The organism is Bordetella sp. MIP270_01_BMS (assembly GCF_054958705.1).
Window position 1 is genome coordinate 1836753 of record NZ_CM143297.1, and the last position, 26449, is coordinate 1863201.

Consider the following 26449-nt stretch of genomic DNA (forward strand, 5'->3'; position numbering starts at 1 on the left):
CGCCCAGGCACATCGGCAGGCTCCCCGGCGCCGCGCCCCCGACTCCCAACCGCTGCACCACAACCAGACATCCCATGCACTGCCGTTTTGAAGACCGGCTGGTTGGAAAAGCAATTGCTTTGTCCGACCCGCTGCACCGCATCGAGGCGCGACAGGCCGACCAATTGCCGCTGGCCTACGCCGCCATCGACGCCGCGCGTCGGGCCGGCCACTGGGTGGCCCTGCTGCTCGACTACGAACTTGGGGAATGGCTGTCGCCCGAAACCACATGCGCGCCGCCCGATGGCCCCGCGCCTGCCGCCCGGCCTGACGACACCGCCCGCCTGACCGCGCTGGTCTTCGGCCGCATGGACCTCGAACCGCCCTGGGATGGCGGCCCGTCGCACGGCATGCCCCGAATCCTTTCGTTGCAGCCTCGCCTGACGGAGGCTGACTACCGGCGTCACATCGAATCCGTGCGCGGCCTGATCGAAGCGGGCGAACTGTATCAGCTGAACTACACGCACCCGCTCGACGTGCGTGCCGAGGGCGACGCCAGCCAGCTGTACCGGCAGATCGCGGCGCTGCAACCGGCCGCTCACGCGGCCTACATCGAAGATGCCGACCGCACGGTGCTGTCTTTTTCGCCCGAGCTCTTTGTGCAGCGCACCGGGCCCCTGCTCACCACCCGTCCGATGAAAGGCACCGCACCGCGTCATGCCGACCCCGAACAAGACGAGCGCCTGGGTCTTGAACTGCATGCCAGTGCGAAGAACCGGGCCGAGAACCTGATGATTGTGGACCTGCTGCGCAACGATCTGGGCCGGCTCGCCCAGCCCGGATCGGTGCACGTTCCGGCGCTGTTCACGCTGGAAAAATATCCTACGGTATGGACCATGACGTCCACCGTGACCGCCATGGCGCCGCAAGCCACGCTGTCGCAGGTTCTTCAGGCTCTGTTCCCGTGCGGCTCGGTCACCGGTGCGCCGAAGGTGGCGGCCATGCGCAGGATCCGCCAGCTGGAGCCCTCCCCCCGCGGGCTCTACTGTGGCGCCATCGGGTGGTTGTCGCCTAACGGGGATTTCTCACTCAACGTCGCCATACGCACCCTGGTGCTGGATAAACGGGGCCACGGCGTCTACAGTGTGGGCGGCGGCATCGTGCACGACTCGGATCCCCCGCAGGAATGGCAGGAATGCCTGTGGAAGGCGCGCATTCTGCAGCACGCCATGCAAATGCCGCAATAAGCTGCCGCCGACTTTCCGGAGCCTTGCGCATGTCGCCCGAACTCATCGAAACCCTGCTGGCGCAAGCCGATGGCGAAATCCCGCTGCTCGACAGGCATCTGCGGCGCCTGCAAGAGAGCTGCGTCGCCTTGGGCTACCCCTACGATGGCAGGGCCATCGAACGCGATCTGCGCATGGCCGCCATTTCGCTTGCCACGCCGGGGCCGCACCGGCTGCGCCTGCTGCTGGAACGCACGGGGCGCTGCCACATCCAGGCTGCGCCGCTGCCCCCTCTGCTCGCCGGCCCGCACGTGATGCTGTCCGATCGGCTGCTGGATGCCGATGAACCATTGCTGCGTTACAAGACCACCCAGCGCCCCTGGTACGCCGAAGCCGCGGCCTGGCTGCCCCTGCACCCGGATGTGTTCGATCTCATTTTCCTGAACCAGCGCGGCGAAGTCTGCGAAGGTAGCCGCAGCAACGTGTATGTGCGACAGCATGGCGTCTGGTACACGCCGCCCGTTGAAAGCGGTTGCCTGCCCGGCGTGCTGCGTGCCCAGCTGCTGGAAAGCGGCCATGTGCAGGAACGCGTGCTGACCCTCGACGACCTGCACGCCGCCGAGGCCCTGCGCCTGTCGAACGCCCTGCGAGGGTGGTTCGACGTCAGCCTGCAAAGGGCCTGACCCGGGCCGCAGGCGCCGGCGACGGCGCCTTCACGCCACGCCCACCGTCAGGCCCCCACATACATATAAGGTCTGGCCGGTGATGAAGCCGGCGCGCGCATCCATGAGCATCGCCACCGCATGCGCCACGTCTTCAGGCTGGCCGATGCGCCCCACCGGAACGGAGGCCGCCAATTCGCGCGTGCGCGGGTGTTCGGGCGGATTCGATTGATTGAACAATTCGGTGGCCACGGGTCCCGGCGCCACGGCGTTGACCGTGATGCCCGAGGCGGCCAGCTCGAGCGCCCAGGTACGGGTCATGCCTTCAAGGCCTGCCTTGCTTGCGCCGTAGGCGGTACGCCCCGGTTTGCCCAGCGCCGCACGGCTGCCCACATTGATGACGCGTCCATAACCCTGTTCGCGCATCGCCGGCAACAGTCCCTGCAGCAGCAGCAAGGGGGCCACCAGGTTGACCGCCATCGTGCGATGCATCGCTTCTTCCGATACGGCGTCGATGTCAGCCACCTCGATCATGCCGGCATTGTTCACCAGATGCAGCACGCGATGTTGCACGGCGACATCCGCCACGGCCTCGCGCGTGCGCGCGGGATCGGACAGGTCGACCGATACAAAGGTTTCGCCGGGCAGCACATTCGCGGGCGCGCCCCGGCTGAAATTGATGACGTGGTAGCCATCTTCGAGCAGGCAGGCGGCAATGGCGCGGCCGATTCCGCGGCTGGCGCCCGTGATCAATACAGTAGCTGGGCTGTTCATTGCGCGGCGATGCCCCGTTGCTTGATCAGGCTGCCCCACTGCTCGCGTTCACGCTGTTCAAAGGCCGCGAGATCGGAACCGAACATTTCGCCTGGCCGCGCGCCCATGGCGGCAAACTGCTTGGCCAGCGCGGGCGCCTGCAGACCGCTGCGCGCCGCGGCGATCAACTTGTCTATCACCGGCTGCGGCGTGCCGCGAGGTGCATACAGCGCGAACCACGCCGTCACGTCAAAGCCCGGCAGGCCGGCTTCATCGAACGTGGGCAGGTCGGGCACCGAGGGATCACGCTGCGACGAGGTCAGGGCGATGCCGCGCACGCGCGAGCCGTCCTTGATCTGGGCCAGCGCACCGGGCAAGTTGTCGAACAGCAGATCCACCTGCCCCCCGGCCACGGCAGGCAGCGATGCCGACGTGCCCTTGAACGGCACGTGCAGCAGCTCGATACCCGCCACCGCCTCGAAATAGGCGCCGGTCAGATGGACCGAAGACCCGACGCCCGGAGACGCGTAGGTCAGCTTCTGGTCTTTGCGGGCCTTCGCGGCGGCGATGACGTTCGCCAGCGATTTATAGGGCGAATCGGTACGGACCGCCAGCACGTTCGGCGTGGTGGACACCAGCGCGATAGGCACCAGGTCCTGCGCGGGATCGAACGGCATGCTGGCGTACAGGAACTGGTTGATACTCTGCGTGCCGATGGTGCCAAGGCCCAGGGTATAGCCGTCGGGCGTGCTGCGCGCGACGTAGGCCATGCCCACGTTGCCGCCCGCCCCCGGCCGGTTTTCCACCAGCACGGTTTGCTTCAGGCCCGGTTCCATGGCGTGCGCAATGGCCCGCCCGAAAATGTCCGCCGCTCCGCCGGGCGGATATGGCACCACCACCGTGACGGCGTGATCGGGATAGGCCTTGGCGGCCTGCGAAACCGGCGCCGATGCAAGGGTCAGGGCGACGGCGGCAAACAAGCTTTGAACAAGAAGCGGCACACGAACACGCATGGGAGTGTCTCCTGGAGGGCCGCCCGCATGCGGGCGGATGCAGATACCCGCGCGAGCACGCCGGTCTGCTTGTCTCTGTTGTGGCTTTTCAATAAAGTACTTAAATACGTACTTTCATCATATAACCACAACAATGTTCCCGCTCACAACACCCTGCTCTGCCGCCGATACCTTCGCCGACCGCCTCGCCGACCTGGCGCGCCGCCAACCGCAAGCCGTTGCGCTGTACGACCGCGGCCAGGCGCTGACCACCGCCGAGCTCGCGGCGGCCGTGGACCGCATGGCCGCGGGCCTGTCACAGGCCGGCGTAGGGCCGGGAAGCCGCGTGGCCCTGTGGCTGCCGAACTGCGCCGAATGGGTCATCACCTTCCTGGCCTGCGCGCACCTGGGCGCGCTGGTGCTGGCTGTCAACACGCGTTTCCGCGCGACCGAAGTGGCCGATATTCTGGGGCGCGGCCGTGCACAGTGGCTGGTGTATTGGCCGGGCTTCAAGGGCATCGACTTCGCCGCCATACTCGACGACGTGCCCGATGCCGCCCTGCAGCCTCTGATCGGCGCCATCGCCCTCGGCGTGTCAGGCGCTCGCCCGGCGAAGCTGCGTGACCGCATCGTGTTGAACTGGCACGACCTCGCCGCCGGCGCGGCGCCCCCTGTACCGGCGGCCACCGAAGACGAGGGCGTGCTTTGCTTCACGACGTCGGGAACCACCTCGCTGCCCAAGTTCGTGCTGCATGACCAGCGTACGCTGCTGCGCCACGGCGATGCCATCGCCCATGCGTATGGCTACGGGCACGACACCTGCGTGCTGGCCGCCGCTCCCTTCTGCGGCGCATTCGGCTTTGCCATGCTGGTGGGGGGGCTCGCGCGCGGCGTGCCGGTGGTATGCGAACCTGTCTACGACACCGGTAATACTGTGCAGGCGATCCGGCGGCACGCCGTGACCCATGCCTATGCCAACAATGAGGCCCTGGTGCAATTGTTCCAGGCCGGGCAACCGGGCGACTTCGATTCCCTGCGCCTGGTCGGCTTCGCCAGTTTCGCGCCGGCGCTCGACAACCTGCTTGAACTGGCTGAAATGCACGGCGTGCCGCTCACCGGCCTGTATGGTTCGAGCGAATTGATCGCCCTGGTCGCCGCGCAACCCATAGATGCGGCGCAGGGCGATATCTCGGTACGCTATCGGGCGGGCGGCCTGCTCATCTATGACGATGCCCGTGTTCGCGCCTGCGACCCCGCCAGCGGCGAAGCGCTGCCGCACGGCGAGTCCGGTGAACTGCAGATCCATGCCCCGAGCCTCATGCGTGGCTATCTCGACAACCCGCAGGCAACGGCCGCGGCGCTCACAACCGATGGTTATTTCAGGACCGGCGACCTGGGCTACACCCTGGGTCCCAGGCATTTCGTGTTCGAGGCCCGGCTGGGTGACTCGCTGCGCCTGGGCGGCTTTCTGGTGAATCCGGCGGAAATCGAGCAGGTGCTCGAATCCATGCCAGGTGTGCGCGCCTGCCAGGTCGTGGGTACAGTGCATCAGGGCAGAACGGTGCCGTACGCCTTCGTGCTGTTGAACGACGGGGCACGGCCCGACGGCGACGCATGGCGCGACGAGTGCCGCCGCGTGCTGGCCGGATTCAAAGTCCCGGCGGGATTTGAGGTATTGCCCGCCTTCCCCATGGTGGAAAGCGCAAATTCCGCCAAGATCCAGAAAAACAGGCTGCGCGAGATGGCCGCCGAACGGCTGGCGGCATCCGCATCCGGCGGCTGACTCCATGGCGTCGACCAAGCTTTATGCCCGCAGTCCGCAGCCCCTGTACTTGCAGATTGCGGCCGTCTTTCGCAGCAACATCCACAGCCGGCGCTGGCTGCCGGGCCAGCAGTTGCCGCCGCTTGAAACCCTGGTGTCGCAATATGGCGTGGCGCGGTCAACGGTTCGCCAGGCGTTCGGCTTGCTGGAAAGCGAAGGGTTGATCCGCCGCTCACGCGGCTCGGGCACGTTTGTGACGGACGCCTTGCCGCACACTCCCACCTTGCTCATACCCAAGAACTGGGAAGAAACCATTGCGCTGAGCAATCAGCTGGGCACGGTGTCGTTGATGGAGTCCAGCGCCGGCGTGGCCTTGCCCGATGACCTGGGCATGCCCTGTGAACAGGCGCGCGACGGCCAGTTCCAATATCTGCGGCGCGTACACGTGACCGATGCCGGGCCGTTCTGTTTCAGCGAGGTGTTTCTCGATAGCGCGGTGTACCGCAGGCACCGCTCCCGCATACGCCGCAGTACAGTCGCGCCGGTGCTCGATCAGTTCTATGGCAACCGCATCGACCAGGCGCGCCAGGTGCTGCATGTGATCGAAGCCGGACGGGAGTCGGCGGTTGCCCTGCAGATACCGGTTTCGGCGCCGGTGGCCGAGCTGAGAAGATACGCCTCCATCGGCGGCCGCGTGGTGTACTTCGCCAGGCTGGAATTCCCATTCCAGAAGATACGCATGGAATTCGACCTGCTGGCGGCCCGCTGATCAGGCCCGGCGGGCCAGGGCCAGCCGCACGGCCTCGTTGGCCACCGCCATGCCCATGGCCGCCGTCACCATGACGACCGAGCCGTAGCCCGCGCAGGAAAGTCCCTGCGGAGCCGCCGCCTGCGTAACGGGGCCGAGGTCGTCGCCGGCCTCGTCGGGGCGTTGCCAGGCTGCAGGCAAGATGGCCGGCTGATCGAACCAAAACGCCCTGACTCCCAGCCGAGGCACCCGCTTCAGCACCTTGCCGCGGGCGTCGCTGGCCTTGGGAAATCCGTGCTGGCGACGCAAGGTGTTGCGCAGCTTGGCCAACAGCGCGTCGTTCACCGCCTGCGACAGGTCGCCGGTGCGCAAGGCCAGGGGATCGGTCTTGCCACCTGCCCCGCCGCACAACAGCAGCGGAACACCGCGTTGCCGCGCATACAGCACCATGGCGATCTTGGCCGCCGCGTGGTCGGTGCAGTCGGCCAGCGCCGTGTATTGCCCGGGCAGCACCTGTTCGATATTGGCCGGTTCGACAAAGTCGTCGACGCAAGTGAGCACACAGTCGGGATTGATGGCGTGGATGCGCTGCGCCATAGCCGACACCTTGGACTGCCCCAATGTGGGGGTCAGGGCGTGGACCTGCCGGTTGATGTTCGACTCCGCAATATGGTCCAGGTCGACCAGCGTCAGGGCTCCCACCCCGCAGCGGGCCAACGCCTCGGCCGCCCATGAGCCCACACCGCCCAGGCCGGCCACAGCCACGTGGGCGGCGCGCAGGCGGGCGGGCGCGTCGGGCCCGTACAGGCGGGCCAGCCCGCCGAAACGGCGTTCGGCGTCGATCTCGCAGGAGGCGGAGGGATTGATGAAAGAGGGAGCAGAATCGGCGTTCATCGGCGCATTTTCCCATGCCGCGCTTACGGCAGCCGCCGGCGCCGTTGCAATAACGAGACACATCAATTATTGATGCAACATCTAATCGAACGTCGAACCGGCCGTGATCTCGCAGCATTTTCCTGCCAACGTCCTCTAGTTGGCTGCATAAGGCGCCCTGCGGCCTCTTCCCGGAAATCGAGGCGTGTGCGACGCCCGGCCGGCCGCCGGCTCGACACCCCTGCGAGTAAAGGCCAGAATGCCTGAAGTTAACGCCGTGTCAGCCAAATCACCTTCCCCTTCGCCTGCTTCCGCCGCGCCGGATTTCTCCGGAGCGGGATTGCTGTGCGTCGTCGCCATGTTGAACCATGTGGCGCTCACCGGGGGACGCATCACGGTATCGCTGACCGCCCTGCAACTGGGTTTGTCCACCTTCACCGTGGGCGCGCTGGTTGCGGTATTCGCGGTGATCCCGATGCTCATGTCGGTACGGGCTGGCCAGTGGATCGATCGCGTGGGCGTTCGGCGTCCGGTGATATTGGGCAACTCGCTGGTGGTCGTGGGCACCGTGCTGCCCTTCGCGTTCCATACGCAATGGGCGCTGATGCTGGCAGCATGCTTCATCGGGGTGGGCTTCATGCTGCACCAGGTGGCCACGCAGGATGTTCTGGGCCACGCCGAGCCGCAACGGCGGCTGCGCAATTTCTCCTGGCTTTCGCTGGCGATGGCCTGTTCGGGCTTCAGTGGCCCGTTGCTGGCCGGGCTGTCCATCGATTATCTGGGTTCGCGGGTCGCGTTCGGCATTCTGGCCATTGCCCCGTTGTTCGCCCTGGCAGGCCTGAGGCGGCTGCAGCCCGCGCTGCGCGCCGTCGACCGGAATTTGACGCCTACCGTACGCAAGGCGCAACGCCGCCCCGTCATCGAGCTGTTGAAGTTGCCGCCCCTGCGACGCATCATGATGGTCAACCTGATCCTCTCGGGCGCCTGGGACACTCATCTTTTCGTGGTGCCGCTGTTCGGTGTCGCGATCGGGCTTTCGGCGACCACCATCGGCACCATACTGGCCACCTTCGCGCTGGGAACGTTCGTCATCCGCCTGCTTCTGCCCTTCATCCAGAACCGAGTCAGGTCCTGGACCCTGGTGCGTACAGGCATGGTCGTCACGGCGCTGGACTTCATGGTTTATCCGTTGTTCACCGACGTTGGCATTCTGATCGCGCTATCTTTTATACTGGGTCTGGCGTTGGGCTGCAGCCAGCCCAGCATGTTGTCGCTGCTGCATCAACACACGCCACATGGCCGCGCCGCCGAAGCGGTAGGGCTGCGCATGGCGTTCATCAATGCCTCGCAGGTGTCGCTGCCGCTGGCTTTCGGCGCGCTGGGTGCGATCATTGGCGTGGCACCCCTGTTCTGGGCTTATGCCCTGGCGCTCGGCGCCGGCGGCTGGGCCAACCGCCATCCTCCTCAAGACGCCGAGACGCCCGCGCCGTGAATCCGCAGCACCCCGTCATCCCCACCATGCCTTTTCGCCTCTGGACGCCCGAAGAACGGCGGGCGTCGCTGCAAGACGCGCTGAAGCACTGGCGGCAGGGGGAAGACGTGTGGGTGTACGGCTATGGCTCGCTGATCTGGCGGCCCGACTTCGAATTCCAGGAGCGGCGCCTGGCGACGCTGCGCGGCCATCATCGCGCGCTCTGCCTCTGGTCCCGGGTCAATCGGGGCACCCCGGAATGCCCGGGCCTGGTCTTCGGGCTGGATCGCGGCGGTTCCTGCCGCGGCGTTGCCTACCGCCTGGCCGGACAGGCGGTGCCCGACTATTTTCCCGCGCTATGGGACCGCGAAATGTCCACCGGGGCATATTTGCCCCGCTGGATCAACTGCGCCACCGACCAGGGGCCCGTGCGCGCCCTGGTGTTCGTCATGAACCGGGACAATCCCGCCTACATCCGGGCCCTGCCGGACGCCGAGCTGCTGGCCATCGTGCGTCGTGCCTCGGGCCGCTACGGGCGCTGCACGGAATATGTCGTGCAGACCGCCCGGGCGCTGCGCGCCGCGGGCATTCATGACGCCCACCTCGACCGCATTGCCCGCCTGCTCGAAGAACCGGCCGATTCCTTGCCCGACAGCTGAGCGGCTACTTGTCGGACGCCCTGCCCGCCCCCCCCCCGCGCCTGTCCCGCCAGCCCGCCGGGGCTGCACCCTCACCGCTGGAGCCTGCCCTGACCCTCCAGGCCCGGGTCTGCCAGGCGCAGCTTTGCATCGAGGCGCGGCCTCCGGGGCGAAGGCGGTAAACTGTCGGCTCTCCTGCTTACACTCTGCGCTCTCATGTCTGTGTCCGATCTGCGCCAAAGCTACGAAAAAGGCATCTTGCTCGAAGACGCGGCCGCCGCTTCGCCATTCGAACAGTTCAATTTGTGGTTCGCCGAGGCACTGGCTGCCCAGGTACCCGAGCCCAATGCCATGACCCTGGCCACGGTCGATGCCAACGGCCAGCCGGCCGCCCGCATCGTGCTGGTCAAAGGCTACGACGAACGCGGTTTTGTTTTCTACACGAACTACGAATCCCGCAAGGGCGCGGACCTGCTCGCCAATCCGCGCGCCGCGCTGCTGTTCTTCTGGCAGCAGCTCGAACGCCAGGTGCGTATCGAGGGCCGCGTCGAGCTGGCCACGCCCGAGGAATCGGATGCCTACTATCTGAGCCGCCCGCTGGGCTCGCGCATCGGCGCCTGGGCGTCGCAGCAAAGCCAGCCGGTCACCCGAGCCGAGCTCGAAGCGCGCGAACAAGCAACCCGGGAACGTTATGGCGACACCCCCCCTCGCCCGCCGCACTGGGGCGGCTACCGCGTCGTACCCACGGTATTCGAGTTCTGGCAGGGGCGCCCGTCGCGTCTTCATGATCGCCTGCGCTACCGGCCTGACGGCCAGGGTGGCTGGGCGCTCGACCGGCTCTCGCCCTGAGCCGCGCCCGTTGCGCCCGCTGCATGTCCGATACCGTTCCTGATTTCGACGCGCGTTTCTTCCGTACCGCGCTGGGCCGATTCGCCACCGGCGTCACGGTGGTGACCACCGCCGCTTCCGACGGCGCGCCCATCGGCCTTACCGTCAGCTCGTTCAATTCCGTGTCGCTCGACCCGCCGCTGGTACTTTGGAGCCTGTCACGCAGTTCGGCATCGCTCGAAATCTTCGAGCACTGCGAGCGCTATGTGGTCAATGTGCTGTCGGCGGGCCAGGCTTCCCTGGCTCGCCGCTTTGCCTTGGGACACACACGCGAGCGCTTCAATGGCGTGCCCTGCGGCCACGCGCCGGGCGGCACGCCCATGCTTGACGCCCCTTGCGCTGCCTGGTTTGAATGCCGTAACCGCAGCCGCTACGTCGAGGGCGACCATGTCATCATGGTGGGGCAGGTAGAGCGCTGTGGCCACAGCGCCGCGTCGCCGCTGGTTTTCCATGCGGGCGGCTTCGACCTGACGCCCGCGCACAAGCATTCTGAATAATCGCTTCCAATCATGAATACTGACATCGACTGTATCGTTGTCGGCGCTGGCGTCGTCGGCCTCGCCGTCGCACGCGCGCTGGCCCTGGCCGGCCGCGAGGTGCTGGTGGCCGAGGCCAGCGAAGCCATCGGCACCGGCACCAGTTCCCGCAATTCCGAAGTCATACATGCGGGCATCTACTACCCTGCAGGCAGCCTGAAGGCCGACCTGTGCGTGCGCGGCAAACACCTGTTGTACGAGTATTGCGCGCAGCGCGGCATTCCGCACCAACGGCTGGGCAAGCTGATCGTCGCGACCTCGCAAGATGAGGCGCTGGCGCTGGATGGCATCGCCGAAAAGGCCCGCGCCAATGGTGTGGACGACATGCGCCGCCTGGATGCCGCCGAGGCTCGCGCGCTCGAGCCCGCGCTGCACTGCACCGCGGCCCTGCTGTCGCCCTCCACCGGCATCGTCGACAGCCATGCGCTGATGCTTGCCTACCAGGGCGACGCCGAGAACGCCGGCGCCCAATGCGTGTTCCATACCCCCATGCTGGCCGCCCAGGTCAGGCCGCAAGGGGGGTTCGACGTGCAATTCGGTGGCGACGAGGCGATGGGCCTGTCGTGCAACGTGCTGATCAATGCGTCAGGCATCCACGCCCCCATGCTGGCGCGCCGCATCCAGGGCCTGCCTGCGGCCAGCATCCCGGCCGAATACCTGTGCAAGGGCAGCTACTTCACGCTGGCTGGGCGCGCCCCTTTTTCGCACCTGATCTACCCGGTGCCGCAGCATGCCGGCCTGGGTGTGCACCTGACGCTGGACCTGGGCGGCCAGGCGAAGTTCGGCCCCGATACCGAATGGGTGGAGACCGAAGACTACACGCTGGATCCGGCGCGCGCCGACGTGTTCTATGATGCCGTGCGCACCTACTGGCCCGAGTTGCCGGATGGCGCGCTGACGCCCGGCTACACCGGCATACGTCCGAAGATCTCCGGCCCGCACGAACCCGCTGCCGACTTCGTCATCGCCGGCCCTGCCACGCACGGCGTTCCCGGCCTGGTGAACCTGTTCGGTATCGAATCCCCCGGGCTGACCGCCAGCCTGGCCATCGCCGACGCCACGCTGGCGCGCCTGGCGCCGTAGTGCCAACGTATCGACCATCTTCTAGCCCATCATGCAGCAAAACGATTACATCCTGACCCTGTCCTGCCCCGACCGCACCGGCATCGTCTATCGCGTCAGCGGCCTGCTGTTCGAGCTGGGATGCAATATTCTCGACTCACAGCAATTCGGCGATGACGAAACCAATCGGTTCTTTCTGCGGGTGCATTTCAGCTTGCCCGCCTCGGCCACCGAGCACGAGTTGCGGACACAGTTCGCCACCCTGGCGGGCGCATACGGCATGGACTGGCAGATTCACGATGCGCATCGCAAGGCGCGCCTGCTGATCATGGTCAGCAAGCAGGGCCATTGCCTGAATGACCTGCTGTTCCGCGTGCAAAGCGGTCAATTGCGCGCCGAGATCGCCGCCATCGTCTCGAACCACAACGACTACGCGGGCCTGGCGGCCTCGTACAAGATTCCGTTTCACTACCTGCCTGTTACCGCGGACACCAAGGCGGACCAGGAAAGACAGGTGCTGGAACTGGTGGAAAACCAGCAGATCGACCTGGTGGTGCTGGCGCGCTACATGCAGATCCTGTCGCCGGAGATGTGCATGGCCCTGGCGGGACGCGCCATCAACATCCATCACAGCTTCCTGCCCAGCTTCAAGGGCGCGCGTCCCTATCACCAGGCGCACGCGCGTGGCGTGAAGATCATAGGCGCCACGGCGCACTACGTCACATCGGATCTGGATGAAGGCCCCATCATCGAACAGGACATCGAACGCGTCGACCACACCATGACGGCGCAGGACCTGACGCAAGTGGGCAGCGACGTGGAATCGCTGGTGCTGGCCCGCGCGGTGCGCAGCCACGTCGAGCACCGCATCTTGCTGAACCGCAGCAAGACGGTGGTTTTCCGCTGAATGCAGCGTTAACCATGGTTGCGAGCGAATTCGCAGGCAATGCGTGCCTCGGAGTGTTCCATGCAATTTCCCTCGCCGGTTTCAAGATTCAGAGCTGCTCCCGCAAAGCGCGTTTGAGCCAGCGGCAGAACGCTTCGGCAACCTGTGCATGGCCACTGTGCCTATGCACGTAGGCGACGTAGCTGGCCCCTGATCCAATTTTCTGTTCATTGACCAGCCCCAACGCACCGCTACGCAACTGGTCTCGCACAAGCCAGGAGGGCGCCACCAGGAATCCGGCTCCCCCAGTGGCGGCCGTGGCAGCCAGGAACAGATGATCGTAGATCGCGGCTACGTGCAACGCGTCCACCGCAATGCCTGCTGCGATCGCCCAAGTAGGAATGACATCGGGTCGCGATCGGGCAGCCACCATGGGCCACTGGTTGGCGGGTTCGCCCCGATACGCAGCTACCAGGGCCGGCGTACCGACGCATACCAGTTCCTCGCGGACCAGCTCCCAGCTTTCCGTTCCGGGCAGGCTCAAGTCTCGCGAAATCAGGACGTCAAACTCGTCGGCGGGCTGAGGTGGCGACAACGAGGTAATCAGGTCGAACTGCACACCCGTGCGCGCGGTATAGGTGCCCAGTGCGGGAATGACCAACGTCATAGCGAAAGTAGGAAGCGATGTCCTGACCTTCAGGCGGTCATGGTGCCTGCCGCGCTGCGCCAGCAGCTGCATGGTCAGCTCGATGGTCGACACCGCGTCCTTTACAGCCTCATATAGCTGCAAGCCCGAGGCGGTGAACTCAATAGTCGATCCCCTGCGCACGAACAGGCGGCAATCCGCATAGGCTTCCAGCGTGGCGATGTGACGACTTACTGCGCCCTGGGTAATGCCGAGGGCGGCAGCCGCACGCGTGAAATTGCCATGGCGCCCCACCGTGGCAAACGCCCGCAATGCCGTCAGCGGGAGATCAGATGGCTTTCCATCATGACTATTACTCATGCTTGGCCTCGCGTTCGGAATAGTGAGACCCGAACAGTGGTTGTTGCCGAGCCATGACTGTTTGAGAATGAAATCCCACGAATCACATACATCAAGGGGATTTCCATGTTGCTTCGAACGTTCTGGAAACTATGTATTTTACTCATTGTCGTGCACGCCTCTGTGGCGCGGGCAGGTGAAGTAGTTCTGTATTCATCGAATAACGTGGAAACAGTCAGCCACGTGATCGACCAGTTCACCCGCAAGTATCCGGATATCAAGATATCCGTAGTGCGCGCCGGGACCGGCGCGCTGATGCAACGCATCAAGGCCGAAGCCTCCAATCCGCTGGGGGACATCTTCTGGTCAGGCGGACTATCCACATTGGCCGAGTTTCGCGAGTACTTCGAACCCTACCCGACGCCTTTGAGTCAGGCCGTCCCGCCGGCCTACCAAGGCCCGGGCGGCCAGTGGCTGGGCACCAATACGCACGTGACGGTGCTGATGTCCAACCTGCGCCAGATTCCCGGCGGAAAGGCGCCGCGCACCTGGGCGGAACTGGCCGAGCCCCAGTGGAAAGGCAAGATCGTCATCCCCGACCCGGAGCGGAGCAGCGCATCTTTTGTAGCGCTATATGGGCTGCGCTCCCTGCTGGGTGACGACGTGCTGGGCCGCATCGCCCGCAATGCCGTCATCGTCGGCACGACGTCGGCCGCATACGAAGGCGTGGCCAAAGGCGAGTTCGCGGTGGCCGTCACGATGGAGTACGCCGCGTACGAATACGTGGCAGGCGGCATGAAGGAGATCGAGCTGGTGTATCCGGCCGAAGGCACCTTCCTGTCTCCGGAGGGCATGGCACTGATCAAGGGCGGCCGGCATCCGGACGCCGCGCGAAAACTGTACCAGTTCCTGGCATCGCGCGATGCCCAGCTGGAAATTTTCCGGCGCTCATATCGCCGCCCGGTGCGCACTGACATAGACGCCAGCGAGTTCTCCGATCTGCCCGCGCTGTCCTCGATCAAGGTGGTGGCGCTGGACGACAAAGAAATGGGCCAGGAGCGCGCATCTTTTATCGCGCAGTGGCGTCAGTTGGCCAGCGCACGCTGAACGTGAAAATCCAGCGGAGACCACTGATGCAAGTTTCATTCAGATCGATCAACCAAAGCTACGGCGGACAGACGCTATTTCGCGACCTGAACCTAACCCTGCCTAGCGGAAAATTCTGCACCTTGCTGGGCCCTTCCGGATGCGGTAAGACCACGCTGCTGCGGATGCTGGGCGGATTCGTCAGCCCCGACGCCGGACAGATCCTGTTCGGCGACAAAGACGTGACCCACGTGCCGGTACACCACCGCGGCGTTGGCATGGTCTTCCAGGACTACGCCTTGTTTCCAGACCGCTCGGTGCTGGCGAATGTTTGCTACGGACTCGCCGCCCGCGGCGTATCCCGCTCCGAAGCCCGCGATCGCGCTCTGGCCATGCTGCGGCGAGTGGGCCTGGCCGACTATGCCGACCGGACGCCGGCTGCCCTCTCCGGCGGGCAGCGACAGCGCGTCGCCATGGCTCGGTCGCTCGTCATCGAACCCAAGCTGTTGTTGCTGGACGAGCCTCTGTCGGCACTGGATGTGAAACTGCGCGTCGAGCTGCGCGGCATGATCCGGGCTTTGCAACTCGAAGCAGGAATCACCACGGTGTTTGTGACGCACGACCAGGAAGAGGCCCTGGCAATGTCTGACCTGATCGCGGTGATGGATCGAGGCCGTATTGTTCAGGTAGGTGAGCCGCGCGAGATATACACCCGCCCGCGCACCGCATTCGCGGCCGACTTCGTCGGCAACGCGAACCTGCTTGCGATCGAGCAGGAGCTACCGGCCGGCCAGGACGGCGCCCGGCGACTGCGTACCGCAGCGGGTGTCGTGCTGTCCGACAATCGGGCGCCGATACGTGCCGGTTCGCTGCTGGCGGTACGCAGCGAAGAAATTCAGTTCTGCGGCATGCATGCCGGGCACGAGGGCACACTGTCAGGTGTCATTGAGTTCGTAGAGTTCCGCGGCAGCACGACCGGATATGTCGTGCGCACCGAAGCCGGACCGCTACGGGTCGACTTGCGCACGGCGGCTGAGCCGCGCATGCGCCAGCGTGGTGAAGTGGCTGTGCTGCAGGTTCCGCGCAACGTACAGATCGTGGAACCATCATGATGCTGGGGACATTACGGCGCGATCCCGCCTGGCTGTCGCTGGGCGTCATATCCATCGGGCTGCTTGCCATATTCCTGATCTGGCCCCTCGCGGGCATGTTGGGCAAGTCGTTCGCGAACGCCAATGGCGAGTTCACGCTGGACAGCTACGTCCGGTTCTTCACCGATGCTTCATATCGCGAGGTGTTTTTCAACACCCTGATACTCGGCGCCGCCGTGACGGCAGGTTCCATGCTGCTGGGCGGGGGGCTTGCGGTCGTGGTTGCGCGGTGCAGGTTTCCACTCTCCGGCCTGGTGACGGCGCTGCCCCTGGTGACGCTGGTGATCCCCGACGTGGTGGTAGCGGCGGCCTGGCTCCTGCTGCTGGGTAAACAGGGGCTGGTGAACATGGCGCTGGCGCCGCTCGGGCTCGAACTGCCGTCGCTGTATTCGTGGTGGGGCCTGATATTCGTCATGACCCTGAACAACTACGTCTACGCGTTCGTGGCCGTCCTGATCGGTTTACGTTCGATGGACCGCAACCTGGAAGAAGCCGCCCTGAGCCTGGGCCGGCCGATGAGCCATGTGCTGACGGGCGTGACCCTGCCCTTGCTGCTGCCATCGGTATTCGCCGGCGCGCTGATCGTCTTTACGCACGTGATCGGCAGCTTCGGCGTGCCGGCCATCCTGGGTGCTCGCACGCCGGTGCTGGCGGTCAAGGCATACAACGAGTTCGTCAGCGAGATGGGCGGAAATCCGCAGATGCAGACCACTATGGCGTCGCTGCTTGTGTTCCTGGGAGCCGGCCTGCTGTTGGTGCAGAAACTGGTTGTGGAACGCCGGCAGTTCCAGATGGATTCCGGGCGCAGCCCCACCGCCCTTCCGATGAAGGGATGGCGCGCCTGGCTCGCCAGCGGCGTGGTTGCCGCCATGGTGGCGCTGTCGTTGCTGCCCGCGGTTGTCGTCGTAATAACCGCCGTCACGCCATCAGTCGGACCGGTGCTGCGCTACGGTGGCTTTACGCTGGCACACTTGCAGCATGCGCTGGTTCGTGCGCCGCAGCCTCTGTACAACTCTCTGTTCCTTGCCTCCGTGGCAACGGTGGCAGGCGTGGTGTTTTCAGTGGTATCGGCGTATCTGATCGTGAAGCGGCGCTCTGTGCTGACTTATGGACTGGACGTGCTGGTCATGCTGCCCTTGACCATTGCCGGCACGGTACTGGGCATCGCGCTGATCAATTCGTTCAACGGCGGATGGCTCGTGCTGACCGGAACCTGGGTGATCATGGCCCTTGCGTACTTTCTGCGGCGCATGCCCACCAGCGTGCGGGCGGCGGCAGGGCCGCTACACAACCTAAATGGTTCCATCGAAGAAGCATCGATGAGCCTGGGCGTCAGTCCCATGGGCAGCTTCGCGCGAGTGGTGCTGCCCATCATCATGCCATCGGTGATCGCCGCGGCCGTGCTCATGTGGATCACCACCCTGTCCGAACTCTCTGCCACCGTGGTCCTGTATTTCGGCGGCATGAACACCATGCCGATCGAAATATTCCAGCAAATCGATAGCGGACGCCTGGCCCTGGCCTGCGCGTACAGCCTGGTGCTCTTGCTGGCCATCTTCATCCCCCTGGCGCTGGCGCGCTGGGTCTTCAAATTGAAAGTTGGAAATCTGGAATGAACCCATCTACCGCCTCCTCCAATCACCCGTTCCTGGCTGAGCGCGTCCTGGGCGCCAAGCCCTCGGCCACGAAGGAGATGACGCGCCTCGCGGCTCAACTGGCCCGAGAGGGACGCGACGTCATTACGTTGAGCCAGGGCGAGCCCGACTTCCCTACCCCCGAGCACGTGCGCGAAGCGGCCAAGCAAGCCATTGACCGCAATGAATCCCGCTATACCGAAGTCGCCGGCACCCGCGTTTTGCGCGAGGCCATTGTGCGCAAGTTCGAGCGTGACCATGGCCTGGCTTACTCCGTCGAACAGATACAGGTCGGCTGCGGCGCCAAGCAACTGCTGTACAACGCCCTCCAGTCCACGCTGAACGCCGGCGACGAAGTGGTCATTCCGACTCCCGCCTGGGTCTCCTATCCGGAAATGGTGCTGCTTGCCGGCGGCAAGCCGATCATTGTTCGATGCGGCCAGGGCGCGGGTTTCAAGATCACGCCCGCCCAATTGGAAGAGGCCATCACGCCGCGCACCAAATGGCTGATGCTGAATTCCCCTTCGAATCCGAGCGGCGCGGTCTACACCCACGACGAACTGAACGCACTGGGCGAGGTGCTGCGGCACCATCCCCACGTATGGGTCATGGCGGACGACATCTACGAGAAAATCCGGTACGAAGATACACCCTTCGCCACCCCGGCGGCTGTCATGCCGGAGCTGGCGGAACGCACGCTCACCATCAACGGCGTATCCAAAGCCTATGCCATGACCGGATGGCGCGTGGGATTCGGGGCGGGCCCTCTCGAACTGATCAAGGCGATGAACCTGGTGCAGTCCCAGTCGACTTCGCACACCAGCTCGATCAGCCAGGCGGCCGCAGTCGCGGCGCTGGACGGGCCCATGGACTTCCTTTCGGGCTTCATCCAGTCTTTCCGCCGCCGGCGAGACATGTTGTTGCCGCAGTGAATTCCATACACGGATTCGCCTGCAACTTGCCGCCTGGGGCATTCTATGCATTTCCCGGTTGCATGGACTTGCTCGGCCGGCGCGATGCGAGCAACAACCTTATTTCCACTGACAGCGACCTGGCCCTGTATCTGCTGCGCGTGGCCGGGGTGGCGCTGGTGCCCGGATCTGCGTTCGGCCTGCCGGGACACTTGCGTATCTCCTATGCGGCTTCAGACAACGAGTTGCAGCTTGCCCTTGCGCGCGTGGCGCAGGCCTGCGCTCAGCTGCGTTAATCCGCGGCCACTTCAACCCATTGCATCCTGAAGAGAGAACTCATGACTAAGAACCAAACACTGCGGACTGCCCTGGCCAGCGGAAATCTTTTTACGGCGATGGCCGCGCACAACCCATTGTCAGCCAAGTTGGCCGAAAGGGCCGGCTTTGGCGGCATCTGGGGCAGCGGCTTCGAACTTTCCGCCAGCTACGCGGTGCCCGATGCCAACATCCTTTCGATGAGCACGCATCTGGAGATGATGCGCGCCATTGCCCAAACCGTCTCGGTGCCACTGATCGCCGACATCGACACCGGCTACGGCAACGCCGTCAACGTGCATTACCTGGTGCCGCTGTACGAGGCCGCGGGCGCATCGGCCATCGTGATGGAAGACAAGACCTTTCCCAAAGACACAAGTCTGCGGGCCGACGGCCGGCAGGAGCTGGTGCGCATCGACGAATTTCAGGGAAAAATCGCGGCGGCGGCGATGGCACGCCGTGATCCCGACTTCGTGGTGATCGCCCGTGTCGAAGCCCTGATCGCAGGCTTGGGCCAGGACGAAGCCATCCGCCGAGGACTCGCCTATGCCGATGCAGGCGCAGATGCGATCCTGATCCACTCCAAGCAGAAAACGCCCGACGAGATACTGACCTTTATCCGTGCATGGCCCGGCAACGTGCCGCTGGTGCTGGTGCCCACGGCTTACCCCCAGCTTACAGAGGCCGACGTCGCGGCCGAGCGGAAAGTAGGCATAGTCATCTATGGCAATCACGCGATACGCGCCGCAGTTGGCGCCATGCAGCGCGTTTTCGCACAGATCCGCGCGGACGGCGGCATCCAGCACGCAGACGCCAGCATGCCCAGTGTGAAAGACATCATTGAACTACAAGGCGATGCGCAAATGCGCGAGATCGAGCGCCTGTACCTTCGTTGAGCCCGCCGTCACAGGCCCCTTACAACGGCCAGGCGGCGCTCGATGCGCCGCCTGGCCGATCTCCCGGCGCGCCTGCCGGCCGCGTCCCGGCCCCGCGTCGCGTTGAGACACGGGGCCGGGAATTTCGCGCAGGCTCAGAGCCGCGGAATATTGAACTTCTCGACCAAGCTGGTTTCGCGCTTGATCTCGGCTTCCTGGAAGTCGCGCAGCTGCTGCGACCCGGCGGTGAAGCCACTGAAGTTGCTCTCGTCGAGATATCGCTTGCTCTGCGCATCCGAGTAGATGTCGAGCAGCGACGCTTCGAGCTTGCCCACGACGTCGGACGGGGTGTTCTTAGGCGCGAACACGCCCCACCACGCTACCTGGAAGAAATCGCCATAACCGAGCTCCTGCAGCGTAGGAACCTCAGGCAACGAGGACATGCGCTTCTCGGAGGTCACCGCAAGCAGCCTGACTTTACCGGCCTGGACCAGGGGCAACGCCGCGCTCAATTCCACAATCGTGAAGTCGACCTGACCGCCTGCCAGATCGGCGATGGTGGGCGCCGACCCCTTGTAGTTGATGGGATTGGCCTGCCCGCCGGCGATCGACAGCAACCATTCGGTGGCGATGTTGTACGTTGCGCTGCCGCTGCCGTAGTTGAGCTTCATGGGCTCGTTCTTGGTGCTGTCCAGCAGCTCGCTGGCGGTCTTGTACGGCGAATTCTGCGGCACGAACAGCCCCATGGGCGAATAGGCCACCCGCGCCACCGGCACCAGGTCGGTCAGCGGATCATAGGGCAGCTTTTTGTATAGAGCGACATTCGTCGTGACCGGCCCGTTGGCCGCCCACAGCAAGGTGTACCCGTCCGCCGGCGAGTTGATCACCGCCTGGGCGGCGATGATCGCATTGCCTCCGGTACGGTTCTCTACGACCACGGGCTGGCCCAGCTTGGCTTCCAGCCGCCGCGCGGTGTACCTGGCGATCGTGTCCGTGCCCGAGCCAGGCGGATACGGAACGATGAATTTCATCGGTTTCTCGGGAAACGCGGCATGCGCGGGCGCCGCCAAGGCGCCCACCGACAACATTACCGACGCGACTGCAATAATCAACTTCTTCATGAGGTCTCCTCTCTTTTCTGAAAATCGGCCGCCCCTACGGGTGCAGCACGGTTCTTCCGATCACCTGCCGCCCCGACAGATCTTCCAGCGCCTTGCGGAAGTCCGGGAGCGGATAAGCGGAATGCGTACGTGGCTTGAGTTGCCCTGTGGATGTCCACTCGAGCAGTTCGCGGAACGCTGCGCGCACACGCGCGTCGTTGCCGGGCGGCGGCGCCTGACGGCCCCAGCCCATGTAGTAGCCCCAGTACAGGCCAATGACCGTAATGTTCTTGACCAGTGCGATGTTGGCGGGAACCGAGGGTATGCGGCCGCTTGCGAAGCCCATCGGAATGATCCTGCCGTCGGGCGCGATGCAGCGCAGCGACTGGTCGAAGGCGTCCCCGCCCACGGGGTCGAAGATGACGTCGGCCCCGCGGCCCTGCGTTGATTCGAGCACCACATCGCGAAAGCTCTGCTTCGTGTAGTCGATGCAGATGTCGGCGCCGTGGGCTGCCGCGACACGCAATTTCTCCGGGCTGCTGGCGCTGGCGATGACGCGGGCCTGCATGACCTTGCCCAGCTCGATGGCGGCCAGGCCGCTGCCCCCCGCCGCGCCGTGCACCAGCAAGGTTTCTCCGGGCTGTATCTGCGCCCGCCACTTCAGCGCGGCGTAGGCAGTGGCGTAGATGGTCGGGAAATGCACGGCCTGGTCGAACGACACCGCGTCCGGCAGGGCGAACACATTGCATTCCGGCGCCACGACCTCTTCGCCGAAGCCCCCTCGGCGCACCCCGGCGACCACGCGATCGCCCTGCTTGAAGTGGCTGACGTCGGGGCCGCATTCCACGACCACGCCGGCAACCTCGGTGCCCGGTGTGAAGGGCGGTTCGGCCCGATTCTGATGCTTGCCTTCGATGGCCAGGAGATTGGCGAAACTGACCCCGGCAGAATGCACTGCGATGCGCACGCCGCCCGGCACCATCGCCGGCCTGGCGACATCCATGAGACGGGTGTGCGCGAGGCCATACTGTTCAACGACGACCGCTTTCATGGCAGCTTTCCGTGCCGCCCGTCGCCGGACGCAAACCGCGCAGCGCCCGGCATCGCTTCCTGTGCCTTGGCCCGGGAGGCGAAATCGCTCTCGGCGATCAGTGCGTCGTGCAGCGACAGCGATTCCTGGTGATAGGCAGAGGCCCTGTCCGATGCCATTGCGATGGGCGGGAAGTCGCACATCGTGCGGGCGAGTTTCTCGGCCTCAGCTCGCGCCGTGCCCTCGGCCACCACGCGATTGGCCAGCCCCATGGTCAGGGCCTCGTCGGCCGACACCATGCGCGCAGTAAGCAGCATGTCGATCGCGCGGCTCATGCCGATCAGGCGCGGCAGGCGCACGGTCGTTCCGTCGCTCATGGGCACGCCCCAGCGGCGCGACAACACGGCGAACGATGCCGAGCGCTCCGCCACCCGCAAATCGCACCATAGCGCCAGGCCCAGGCCGCCCGCGCAGGCATGGCCGGCGATGGCGGCAATGACGGGTTTGCGCGCGGGGCGAGACAACGGCCCGTCCTGCCCCGCCCAGGCTTCATAGACTGCGCCGCCCGCCAGCTCTTTCAGGTCGGCCCCGGCACAGAATGCGCCGCCCCTTCCCCAGAGCACGGCAACGCGGGCCTCTTCGTCGTCTTCGAACGCCCGCAATGCGACACCCAGCGCAGCCGTGGCTTCGCAGTCCAGCGCGTTCCTGACCTCGGGCCGATTGATGATGATGGTGGTCACCGGCCCGTTCTTCTCGACCTGGATTTTTTCGCTCATTTGACCGCCTTCAGGACGCGTTCGGGAAGCAGCGCGTGCACAGCGAAGTTGGCGATTTCTTCCGCGAGAGCGCTGCGATCGGCGCGGGTTTCTCCTTTGCGCGGGTGATACCAGCGCGAGGTCCAGTTCAACGCGCCCAGCAGCGGCTTGACCGCCACGCGCGCATTGACCTGGCGGAAGTCGCCCGCCGCCACACCGGCTTCGATCACTTCGAGGTAGAGCCTTTCGTTGCCATCGCGCAGCGCGGTAATGCTGGCGATCTCCTGTCTTTCTTCTTCGGTCGTGCGTCCGCTCAGGTGCATCTCGAGGCCTTGCGCGGCGACCCGCAGATAGTCGAGATGTTCCATCATGAGCAGCGTATGCGCGACAGCCATGGCCTTCAGGCGCTCGCGAGGGCTGCCTTTGCCGGCGGCGATATCGATGATCGCCGCGCGAGTGAGCTCCATGGCGCGGCGCTGCACCGCGAAGAACAATTTCGTCTTGTTGCGGAAGTGGTAATAGATCACCCCTTTCGAGGCGCCATAGTTGTCGCTGATGTCGTCGAGCGAAGTCGCGGCGAACCCCTGCTTCATGAAGACGGCGGCCGCTGCGTCGAGGATCGCCAGTTCTTTTTCATCGCCCGCAGGCGTGCCGATTTCGCGCTTTCTGCCCAAGACTTTTCTCCTTTTCCGACCATGCCCGCCCGTGCGATCCATACTGGATCGACGCGCGAAGCACGCATATAATTATTCTACGACGTAGAATAATAATCTGTCCAGACACACGGAGATACCTGATGACGCCTGCTACCCAGGACGGCGCGCCAAGCTGCTGGCCCTTCTTCGACCCCATGCACGCCGAGCTCGCGCATGAACTGGAAGGATGGGCGCTCGACTTCCCAATGCCGGTTACCGACCCGGCCCGGCCGGCGATCGCACAGGTCGACGAGCTGTGCCGCCACATCGTGGCGGCCCTTGGGTCGTCGGGGCTGTTGCGCCTGTGCGTCAACGATAAGGACGCGGAATCGGCAAGACTGGACAGCCGGTCCATCTGCCTGGCGCGCGAGGTGCTGGCGCGCCGGCATGCCCTGCTGGATTTCAGCTTCGCCATGCAGGGGCTGGGCTCGGGCGCAATTTCGCTTGCCGGTACGCCCGCGCAGCGGGCCCGATACCTGCCCCAGGTCGCGGCCGGAACGCTCATCCCGGCGTTTGCCCTGTCCGAATCCGCTGCCGGGTCCGATGCGGGCGCCATGACCAGCACCGCACGCGCCGAGGGCGACGGCTATGTGCTGGACGGCGAGAAGATGTGGATATCGAACGGCGGAATCGCCGACTTCTACGTGGTGTTCGCTCGCGAACCCGGCACCGCCCGCTCCAAGGGCATTTCGGCGTTTATCGTGGATGCCGACACCCCGGGGCTCGAAGTGGCGGAAAGAATCGACGTCATGTCGCCGCATCCGCTGGCCCGCATCAGGTTGAACCAGTGCCGGGTCGGCCCCGGCCAGTTGCTCGGCCAGCCCGGCGAGGGTTTCAAGCTGGCCATGCGCACCCTGGACATCTTCCGGACATCGGTGGGCGCAGCGGCGCTGGGCTTCGCGCGATGCGCCCTGCAGGCCGCCGTCGAACACGCCACCCATCGCGGCATGTTCGGCTCGACGCTTGGCGCAATGCAATTGTCTCAGGCGAAAATCGCGCAGATGGCCACGCGCATCGACGCCTCGGCGCTGCTGGTTTACCGGGCGGCGTGGATGAGCGACCATGGCATGCCCGTGACGCGCGCGGCGGCGATGGCCAAGCTCGAGGCCACAGAGGCGGCGCAGTACGCCGTGGACGCCGCCGTGCAGCTGCATGGCGGGCTGGGCGTGCAGGTCGGATCCGTGGTTGAGCGCCTGTACCGCGACGTGCGCGCCCTGCGCATATACGAGGGGGCCACCGAGGTCCAGCAGATCATCATCGGAAACGACGTGCTGAAATCAGGCCGGCTGCCGCGCAACAGCACCGAACTCACCCACAGCCTGCAGGAGCGGAATCAATGAATGAAAAAGGTGCATTGTCGGGCATCGTCGTGATGGACGCCTCGAATTTCGTATTCGGCCCGGTTGCCACGCAGATGCTGGGGGACATGGGCGCGGATGTCATCAAGATCGAGCCGCCGGAAGGCGACCCCACCCGAGGCATCGGCGCGTCGCGCAGCGCGGGAATGGGGTCGTTCTTCCTGAACCTGAATCGAAACAAGCGCAGCGTGGTGCTGGATCTGAAATCCGACGCGGGAAGGCAGCAGATGCGTGGGCTTCTGGGGCGCGCCGATGTGTTCGTGCACAATATGCGCAGCACGGCGCTGGCCCGCCTGGGCCTGGACTACGAAGCGCTGCAGCATGAATTCCCTCGGCTTATCCATGCATCCGCGCAGGGATTCGGCGAAGGGGGCGATTATTTCGACCGCCCGGCCTATGATGACGTGATCCAGGGGCTGAGCGGCATCGCCGGCATCAACGCCTACGCCGATGGCAAGCCGTCGTACTGGCCGGCGCTCATTTCCGACAAGCTCTGCGGCGTCTACCTGGCCAACGCCATCACCAGCGCACTGCTGCATCGCGAGCGTACCGGCGAGGCACAGAAGGTCGAGGTGCCAATGTTCGAGACGATGGCCGCTTTCAATCTGCTGGAACATCTCGCCGATGGCGTATTCGCGGACGCTGCCGAGCCTGAGCCGGCATGGCGGGGCTATCTGCGGGTGCAGAGCACGCACCATCGCCCCCTGGCCACGCGCGACGGATACATCGCCATCGTGGCGAACACCAATGCCCAATGGAAGCGCCTGTTCGACCTTATCGGCAAGCCGGAACTGACAGACGACCCACGCTTTCGCACCATCGGCGAACGCATCCGTCATATCGGCGAACTGTACGAGATCGTGGAACAGTGCCTGGCCAGCCAGACAACGCAAACATGGCTGGAGTGGCTCGCCAACGCCGATATTCCGGCCGGGCCTATCCACAGCCTGGAGAACCTGCGCCAGGACCCGCATCTGCGGCAGACCGGTTTCTTCCAGCCGCTGGAACATCCCACCGAGGGCCGCCTGGTCATGCCCCAGGCAGGGCCCCGTTTTTCGGCCACGCCGGCTTCGATACGCCGGCTGCCGCCCAAGCTGGGGGAGCACAGTGCTCAAGTACTGGGCGGCTCGATTGAACCGGCGGGAAACACTCATGAATCATGATGCGGACGGCGCGCGTCCTCCCGACCTCGCGCGATTGACCGGCCACATTTTTCCTGCCACGACGCAGGCCTATACCGAGCGCGATTGCATGCTGTACGCACTGGGACTGGGCCTGGGGCAGGACCCGTGCGCACCCGGTCAACTGCAGTATGTATACGAAAGCGAGCTGCGCGTATTGCCGACGCTGTCGGCCGTACTGGCCAATCCCACGGGCTGGATGCGAGACCCCTCGCTGGGCATACAGTGGCGCCAGCTCGTGGCCCTGTCGCATCGCCTCGAGTTCCACCAGGCCATGCCCCCTCGCGGCACCGCGCGCTCGACGGTACGGGTCGACGCGGTATACGACCTCGGCCCCAAGGGCGCCCTGCTGCAATGGAGCCGGCAACTGGAAGACGCCGGATCCGGCGCGCACTGGGCCACCATGCAAGGCACGGCGCTGCTGCGCGGCAACGGCGAATTCGGTGGCCGCCCGGCGCCCGCGCGTGCGGCGCCCGCGACACCTTCGCGAGACCCGGACCTGCGCTTGCGCTGGCAGACTTCGACGTCGCAGGGGCTGATCTATCGCCTGTCCGGCGATTTCAACCCGCTTCATTCGGACCCGGAAGTGGCCCGACAGGCCGGCTTCGAGCGTCCGATACTGCACGGACTGTGCACGCTGGCCATTTGCGGCCACACCTTGATCAGCGCAGTATGCGCCGGTGACCCCGCCCGATTGTCCGGCCTTTCCGCCAACTATTTCGGCGTGGTGTACCCGGGCGAGACCCTGGACATTGCCATCTGGCGCGACGCCGGGGCATTGCTTTTCGAGTGTCGCGTGCTAGAGCGCGACTGCCTTGCGCTGACGTCGGGCGTTGCGAAAATTTCCAACCCGGCGGCATGGCCGCTTGGCAACTAGACCAGAAGACGGGAGTGAAA

Annotated in this window: 25 protein-coding genes and 1 pseudogene; 18 read left to right on the plus strand and 8 right to left on the minus strand. The window is 65.0% G+C overall.

Annotation, left to right across the window (positions count from 1 at the left end; all coding sequences use genetic code 11):
- The first annotated feature begins 74 nt into the window (after positions 1-74).
- Positions 75-1226, plus strand: coding sequence for an aminodeoxychorismate synthase component I (locus ACV17W_RS08580; protein WP_462596001.1), 1152 nt, complete (start codon positions 75-77; stop codon positions 1224-1226).
- 29 nt (positions 1227-1255) lie between these two features.
- Positions 1256-1888, plus strand: a complete 633-nt coding sequence (locus ACV17W_RS08585) for an aminotransferase class IV family protein (protein WP_462596002.1) — start codon at positions 1256-1258, stop codon at positions 1886-1888.
- Positions 1889-1918: 30 nt separating this feature from the next.
- Here the strand turns inward: ACV17W_RS08585 and ACV17W_RS08590 are convergent, their stop codons facing one another.
- A complete protein-coding gene (locus tag ACV17W_RS08590) occupies positions 1919-2641 on the minus strand; it encodes an SDR family NAD(P)-dependent oxidoreductase (RefSeq protein WP_462596003.1) in 723 nt (240 codons plus the stop codon).
- A complete protein-coding gene (locus tag ACV17W_RS08595; protein WP_462596004.1) occupies positions 2638-3633 on the minus strand; it encodes a Bug family tripartite tricarboxylate transporter substrate binding protein in 996 nt (331 codons plus the stop codon). The genes ACV17W_RS08590 and ACV17W_RS08595 overlap by 4 nt, the downstream gene beginning before the upstream one ends.
- Before the next feature lie 133 nt (positions 3634-3766).
- Here ACV17W_RS08595 and ACV17W_RS08600 point away from each other — a divergent pair, with 133 nt between their 5' ends.
- A complete protein-coding gene (locus ACV17W_RS08600; RefSeq protein ID WP_462596005.1) occupies positions 3767-5395 on the plus strand; it encodes an AMP-binding protein in 1629 nt (542 codons plus the stop codon).
- 4 nt (positions 5396-5399) lie between these two features.
- Positions 5400-6143, plus strand: a complete 744-nt coding sequence (locus ACV17W_RS08605; protein WP_462596006.1) for a GntR family transcriptional regulator — start codon at positions 5400-5402, stop codon at positions 6141-6143.
- Here the strand turns inward: ACV17W_RS08605 and ACV17W_RS08610 are convergent, their stop codons facing one another.
- A complete protein-coding gene (locus tag ACV17W_RS08610) occupies positions 6144-7016 on the minus strand; it encodes a tRNA threonylcarbamoyladenosine dehydratase (RefSeq protein ID WP_462596007.1) in 873 nt (290 codons plus the stop codon).
- A gap of 256 nt (positions 7017-7272) precedes the next feature.
- On the opposite strand from ACV17W_RS08610, the gene ACV17W_RS08615 reads away from it, so the two are divergent.
- The 6 genes from ACV17W_RS08615 to purU all read left to right on the plus strand — a co-directional run bounded on the left by ACV17W_RS08615 (position 7273) and on the right by purU (position 12497).
- Positions 7273-8487 carry an MFS transporter gene (locus tag ACV17W_RS08615; RefSeq protein WP_462596501.1) on the plus strand — a complete coding sequence of 405 codons (1215 nt, stop codon included), beginning with the start codon at positions 7273-7275 and terminating at the stop codon, positions 8485-8487.
- A 26-nt stretch (positions 8488-8513) separates the two neighbouring features.
- The gene (locus ACV17W_RS08620) at positions 8514-9125 is read left to right on the plus strand and encodes a gamma-glutamylcyclotransferase (RefSeq protein WP_462596502.1); all 612 of its coding nucleotides are present in this window, start codon (positions 8514-8516) and stop codon (positions 9123-9125) included.
- A 195-nt stretch (positions 9126-9320) separates the two neighbouring features.
- Positions 9321-9953 carry a pyridoxamine 5'-phosphate oxidase gene (gene pdxH / locus ACV17W_RS08625; RefSeq protein WP_462596008.1) on the plus strand — a complete coding sequence of 211 codons (633 nt, stop codon included), beginning with the start codon at positions 9321-9323 and terminating at the stop codon, positions 9951-9953.
- A gap of 23 nt (positions 9954-9976) precedes the next feature.
- On the plus strand, positions 9977-10489 hold the full coding sequence (locus ACV17W_RS08630) for a flavin reductase family protein (protein ID WP_462596009.1): 513 nt from the start codon (positions 9977-9979) through the stop codon (positions 10487-10489).
- Between the two features lie 12 nt (positions 10490-10501).
- Positions 10502-11611 (plus strand): NAD(P)/FAD-dependent oxidoreductase, encoded by a 1110-nt coding sequence (locus tag ACV17W_RS08635; protein WP_462596010.1) that lies wholly within the window; start codon positions 10502-10504, stop codon positions 11609-11611.
- Between the two features lie 31 nt (positions 11612-11642).
- A complete protein-coding gene (purU, locus tag ACV17W_RS08640; RefSeq protein ID WP_462596011.1) occupies positions 11643-12497 on the plus strand; it encodes a formyltetrahydrofolate deformylase in 855 nt (284 codons plus the stop codon).
- An 88-nt stretch (positions 12498-12585) separates the two neighbouring features.
- Here purU and ACV17W_RS08645 read toward each other — a convergent pair whose 3' ends face one another.
- Positions 12586-13482, minus strand: a complete 897-nt coding sequence (locus ACV17W_RS08645; RefSeq protein ID WP_462596012.1) for a LysR family transcriptional regulator — start codon at positions 13480-13482, stop codon at positions 12586-12588.
- Positions 13483-13587: 105 nt separating this feature from the next.
- On the opposite strand from ACV17W_RS08645, the gene ACV17W_RS08650 reads away from it, so the two are divergent.
- The 5 genes and pseudogenes from ACV17W_RS08650 to ACV17W_RS08670 all read left to right on the plus strand — a co-directional run bounded on the left by ACV17W_RS08650 (position 13588) and on the right by ACV17W_RS08670 (position 19454).
- A complete protein-coding gene (locus tag ACV17W_RS08650) occupies positions 13588-14568 on the plus strand; it encodes an ABC transporter substrate-binding protein (protein ID WP_462596013.1) in 981 nt (326 codons plus the stop codon).
- A gap of 26 nt (positions 14569-14594) precedes the next feature.
- A complete protein-coding gene (locus tag ACV17W_RS08655; protein WP_462596014.1) occupies positions 14595-15659 on the plus strand; it encodes an ABC transporter ATP-binding protein in 1065 nt (354 codons plus the stop codon).
- The gene (locus ACV17W_RS08660) at positions 15656-17314 is read left to right on the plus strand and encodes an ABC transporter permease (RefSeq protein ID WP_462596015.1); all 1659 of its coding nucleotides are present in this window, start codon (positions 15656-15658) and stop codon (positions 17312-17314) included. Before ACV17W_RS08655 ends, ACV17W_RS08660 begins: the two co-directional genes overlap by 4 nt.
- Positions 17311-18539 (plus strand): annotated as a pseudogene (locus ACV17W_RS08665) (pyridoxal phosphate-dependent aminotransferase). The gene ACV17W_RS08660 and the pseudogene ACV17W_RS08665 overlap by 4 nt, the downstream one beginning before the upstream one ends.
- Before the next feature lie 42 nt (positions 18540-18581).
- Positions 18582-19454, plus strand: coding sequence for a phosphonopyruvate hydrolase (locus ACV17W_RS08670; protein ID WP_462596016.1), 873 nt, complete (start codon positions 18582-18584; stop codon positions 19452-19454).
- A 134-nt stretch (positions 19455-19588) separates the two neighbouring features.
- On the opposite strand, the gene ACV17W_RS08675 is transcribed toward ACV17W_RS08670, so the two are convergent.
- Genes ACV17W_RS08675 through ACV17W_RS08690 form a run of 4 tightly spaced genes read right to left on the minus strand, consistent with a single transcriptional unit; the run spans position 19589 to position 22992 of the window.
- Positions 19589-20554 (minus strand): Bug family tripartite tricarboxylate transporter substrate binding protein, encoded by a 966-nt coding sequence (locus ACV17W_RS08675; RefSeq protein WP_462596017.1) that lies wholly within the window; start codon positions 20552-20554, stop codon positions 19589-19591.
- 34 nt (positions 20555-20588) lie between these two features.
- Complete coding sequence (locus tag ACV17W_RS08680) at positions 20589-21584, minus strand: NADPH:quinone oxidoreductase family protein (RefSeq protein ID WP_462596018.1); 996 nt, start codon at positions 21582-21584, stop codon at positions 20589-20591.
- Positions 21581-22339 (minus strand): crotonase/enoyl-CoA hydratase family protein, encoded by a 759-nt coding sequence (locus ACV17W_RS08685; RefSeq protein WP_462596019.1) that lies wholly within the window; start codon positions 22337-22339, stop codon positions 21581-21583. Before ACV17W_RS08685 ends, ACV17W_RS08680 begins: the two co-directional genes overlap by 4 nt.
- On the minus strand, positions 22336-22992 hold the full coding sequence (locus tag ACV17W_RS08690) for a TetR family transcriptional regulator (protein WP_462596020.1): 657 nt from the start codon (positions 22990-22992) through the stop codon (positions 22336-22338). Before ACV17W_RS08690 ends, ACV17W_RS08685 begins: the two co-directional genes overlap by 4 nt.
- A gap of 122 nt (positions 22993-23114) precedes the next feature.
- Here ACV17W_RS08690 and ACV17W_RS08695 point away from each other — a divergent pair, with 122 nt between their 5' ends.
- From ACV17W_RS08695 to ACV17W_RS08705, 3 genes are read left to right on the plus strand one after another with little or no spacing between them, the layout of a single operon-like run.
- On the plus strand, positions 23115-24353 hold the full coding sequence (locus ACV17W_RS08695; RefSeq protein ID WP_462596021.1) for an acyl-CoA dehydrogenase family protein: 1239 nt from the start codon (positions 23115-23117) through the stop codon (positions 24351-24353).
- On the plus strand, positions 24350-25534 hold the full coding sequence (locus ACV17W_RS08700; protein WP_462596022.1) for a CaiB/BaiF CoA transferase family protein: 1185 nt from the start codon (positions 24350-24352) through the stop codon (positions 25532-25534). Before ACV17W_RS08695 ends, ACV17W_RS08700 begins: the two co-directional genes overlap by 4 nt.
- Complete coding sequence (locus tag ACV17W_RS08705; RefSeq protein ID WP_462596023.1) at positions 25524-26429, plus strand: MaoC/PaaZ C-terminal domain-containing protein; 906 nt, start codon at positions 25524-25526, stop codon at positions 26427-26429. Before ACV17W_RS08700 ends, ACV17W_RS08705 begins: the two co-directional genes overlap by 11 nt.
- The last annotated feature ends 20 nt before the right edge of the window (positions 26430-26449 follow it).

What these genes read in the sequence shown, in the direction of transcription:
- ACV17W_RS08585 (WP_462596002.1), top strand. Translation starts at nt 1,256, where the DNA reads ATGTCGCCCGAACTCATCGAAACCCTGCTGGCGCAAGCCGATGGCGAA.
- ACV17W_RS08600 (WP_462596005.1), top strand. Translation starts at nt 3,767, where the DNA reads ATGTTCCCGCTCACAACACCCTGCTCTGCCGCCGATACCTTCGCCGAC.
- ACV17W_RS08695 (WP_462596021.1), top strand. Translation starts at nt 23,115, where the DNA reads ATGACGCCTGCTACCCAGGACGGCGCGCCAAGCTGCTGGCCCTTCTTC.
- ACV17W_RS08660 (WP_462596015.1), top strand. Translation starts at nt 15,656, where the DNA reads ATGATGCTGGGGACATTACGGCGCGATCCCGCCTGGCTGTCGCTGGGC.
- purU (WP_462596011.1), top strand. Translation starts at nt 11,643, where the DNA reads ATGCAGCAAAACGATTACATCCTGACCCTGTCCTGCCCCGACCGCACC.
- ACV17W_RS08620 (WP_462596502.1), top strand. Translation starts at nt 8,514, where the DNA reads ATGCCTTTTCGCCTCTGGACGCCCGAAGAACGGCGGGCGTCGCTGCAA.
- ACV17W_RS08610 (WP_462596007.1), bottom strand. Translation starts at nt 7,016, where the DNA reads ATGAACGCCGATTCTGCTCCCTCTTTCATCAATCCCTCCGCCTCCTGC.
- ACV17W_RS08590 (WP_462596003.1), bottom strand. Translation starts at nt 2,641, where the DNA reads ATGAACAGCCCAGCTACTGTATTGATCACGGGCGCCAGCCGCGGAATC.
- ACV17W_RS08605 (WP_462596006.1), top strand. Translation starts at nt 5,400, where the DNA reads ATGGCGTCGACCAAGCTTTATGCCCGCAGTCCGCAGCCCCTGTACTTG.
- pdxH (WP_462596008.1), top strand. Translation starts at nt 9,321, where the DNA reads ATGTCTGTGTCCGATCTGCGCCAAAGCTACGAAAAAGGCATCTTGCTC.
- ACV17W_RS08655 (WP_462596014.1), top strand. Translation starts at nt 14,595, where the DNA reads ATGCAAGTTTCATTCAGATCGATCAACCAAAGCTACGGCGGACAGACG.
- ACV17W_RS08700 (WP_462596022.1), top strand. Translation starts at nt 24,350, where the DNA reads ATGAATGAAAAAGGTGCATTGTCGGGCATCGTCGTGATGGACGCCTCG.
- ACV17W_RS08680 (WP_462596018.1), bottom strand. Translation starts at nt 21,584, where the DNA reads ATGAAAGCGGTCGTCGTTGAACAGTATGGCCTCGCGCACACCCGTCTC.
- ACV17W_RS08675 (WP_462596017.1), bottom strand. Translation starts at nt 20,554, where the DNA reads ATGAAGAAGTTGATTATTGCAGTCGCGTCGGTAATGTTGTCGGTGGGC.
- ACV17W_RS08635 (WP_462596010.1), top strand. Translation starts at nt 10,502, where the DNA reads ATGAATACTGACATCGACTGTATCGTTGTCGGCGCTGGCGTCGTCGGC.
- ACV17W_RS08595 (WP_462596004.1), bottom strand. Translation starts at nt 3,633, where the DNA reads ATGCGTGTTCGTGTGCCGCTTCTTGTTCAAAGCTTGTTTGCCGCCGTC.
- ACV17W_RS08630 (WP_462596009.1), top strand. Translation starts at nt 9,977, where the DNA reads ATGTCCGATACCGTTCCTGATTTCGACGCGCGTTTCTTCCGTACCGCG.
- ACV17W_RS08650 (WP_462596013.1), top strand. Translation starts at nt 13,588, where the DNA reads ATGTTGCTTCGAACGTTCTGGAAACTATGTATTTTACTCATTGTCGTG.
- ACV17W_RS08705 (WP_462596023.1), top strand. Translation starts at nt 25,524, where the DNA reads ATGAATCATGATGCGGACGGCGCGCGTCCTCCCGACCTCGCGCGATTG.
- ACV17W_RS08670 (WP_462596016.1), top strand. Translation starts at nt 18,582, where the DNA reads ATGACTAAGAACCAAACACTGCGGACTGCCCTGGCCAGCGGAAATCTT.
- ACV17W_RS08580 (WP_462596001.1), top strand. Translation starts at nt 75, where the DNA reads ATGCACTGCCGTTTTGAAGACCGGCTGGTTGGAAAAGCAATTGCTTTG.
- ACV17W_RS08685 (WP_462596019.1), bottom strand. Translation starts at nt 22,339, where the DNA reads ATGAGCGAAAAAATCCAGGTCGAGAAGAACGGGCCGGTGACCACCATC.
- ACV17W_RS08645 (WP_462596012.1), bottom strand. Translation starts at nt 13,482, where the DNA reads ATGAGTAATAGTCATGATGGAAAGCCATCTGATCTCCCGCTGACGGCA.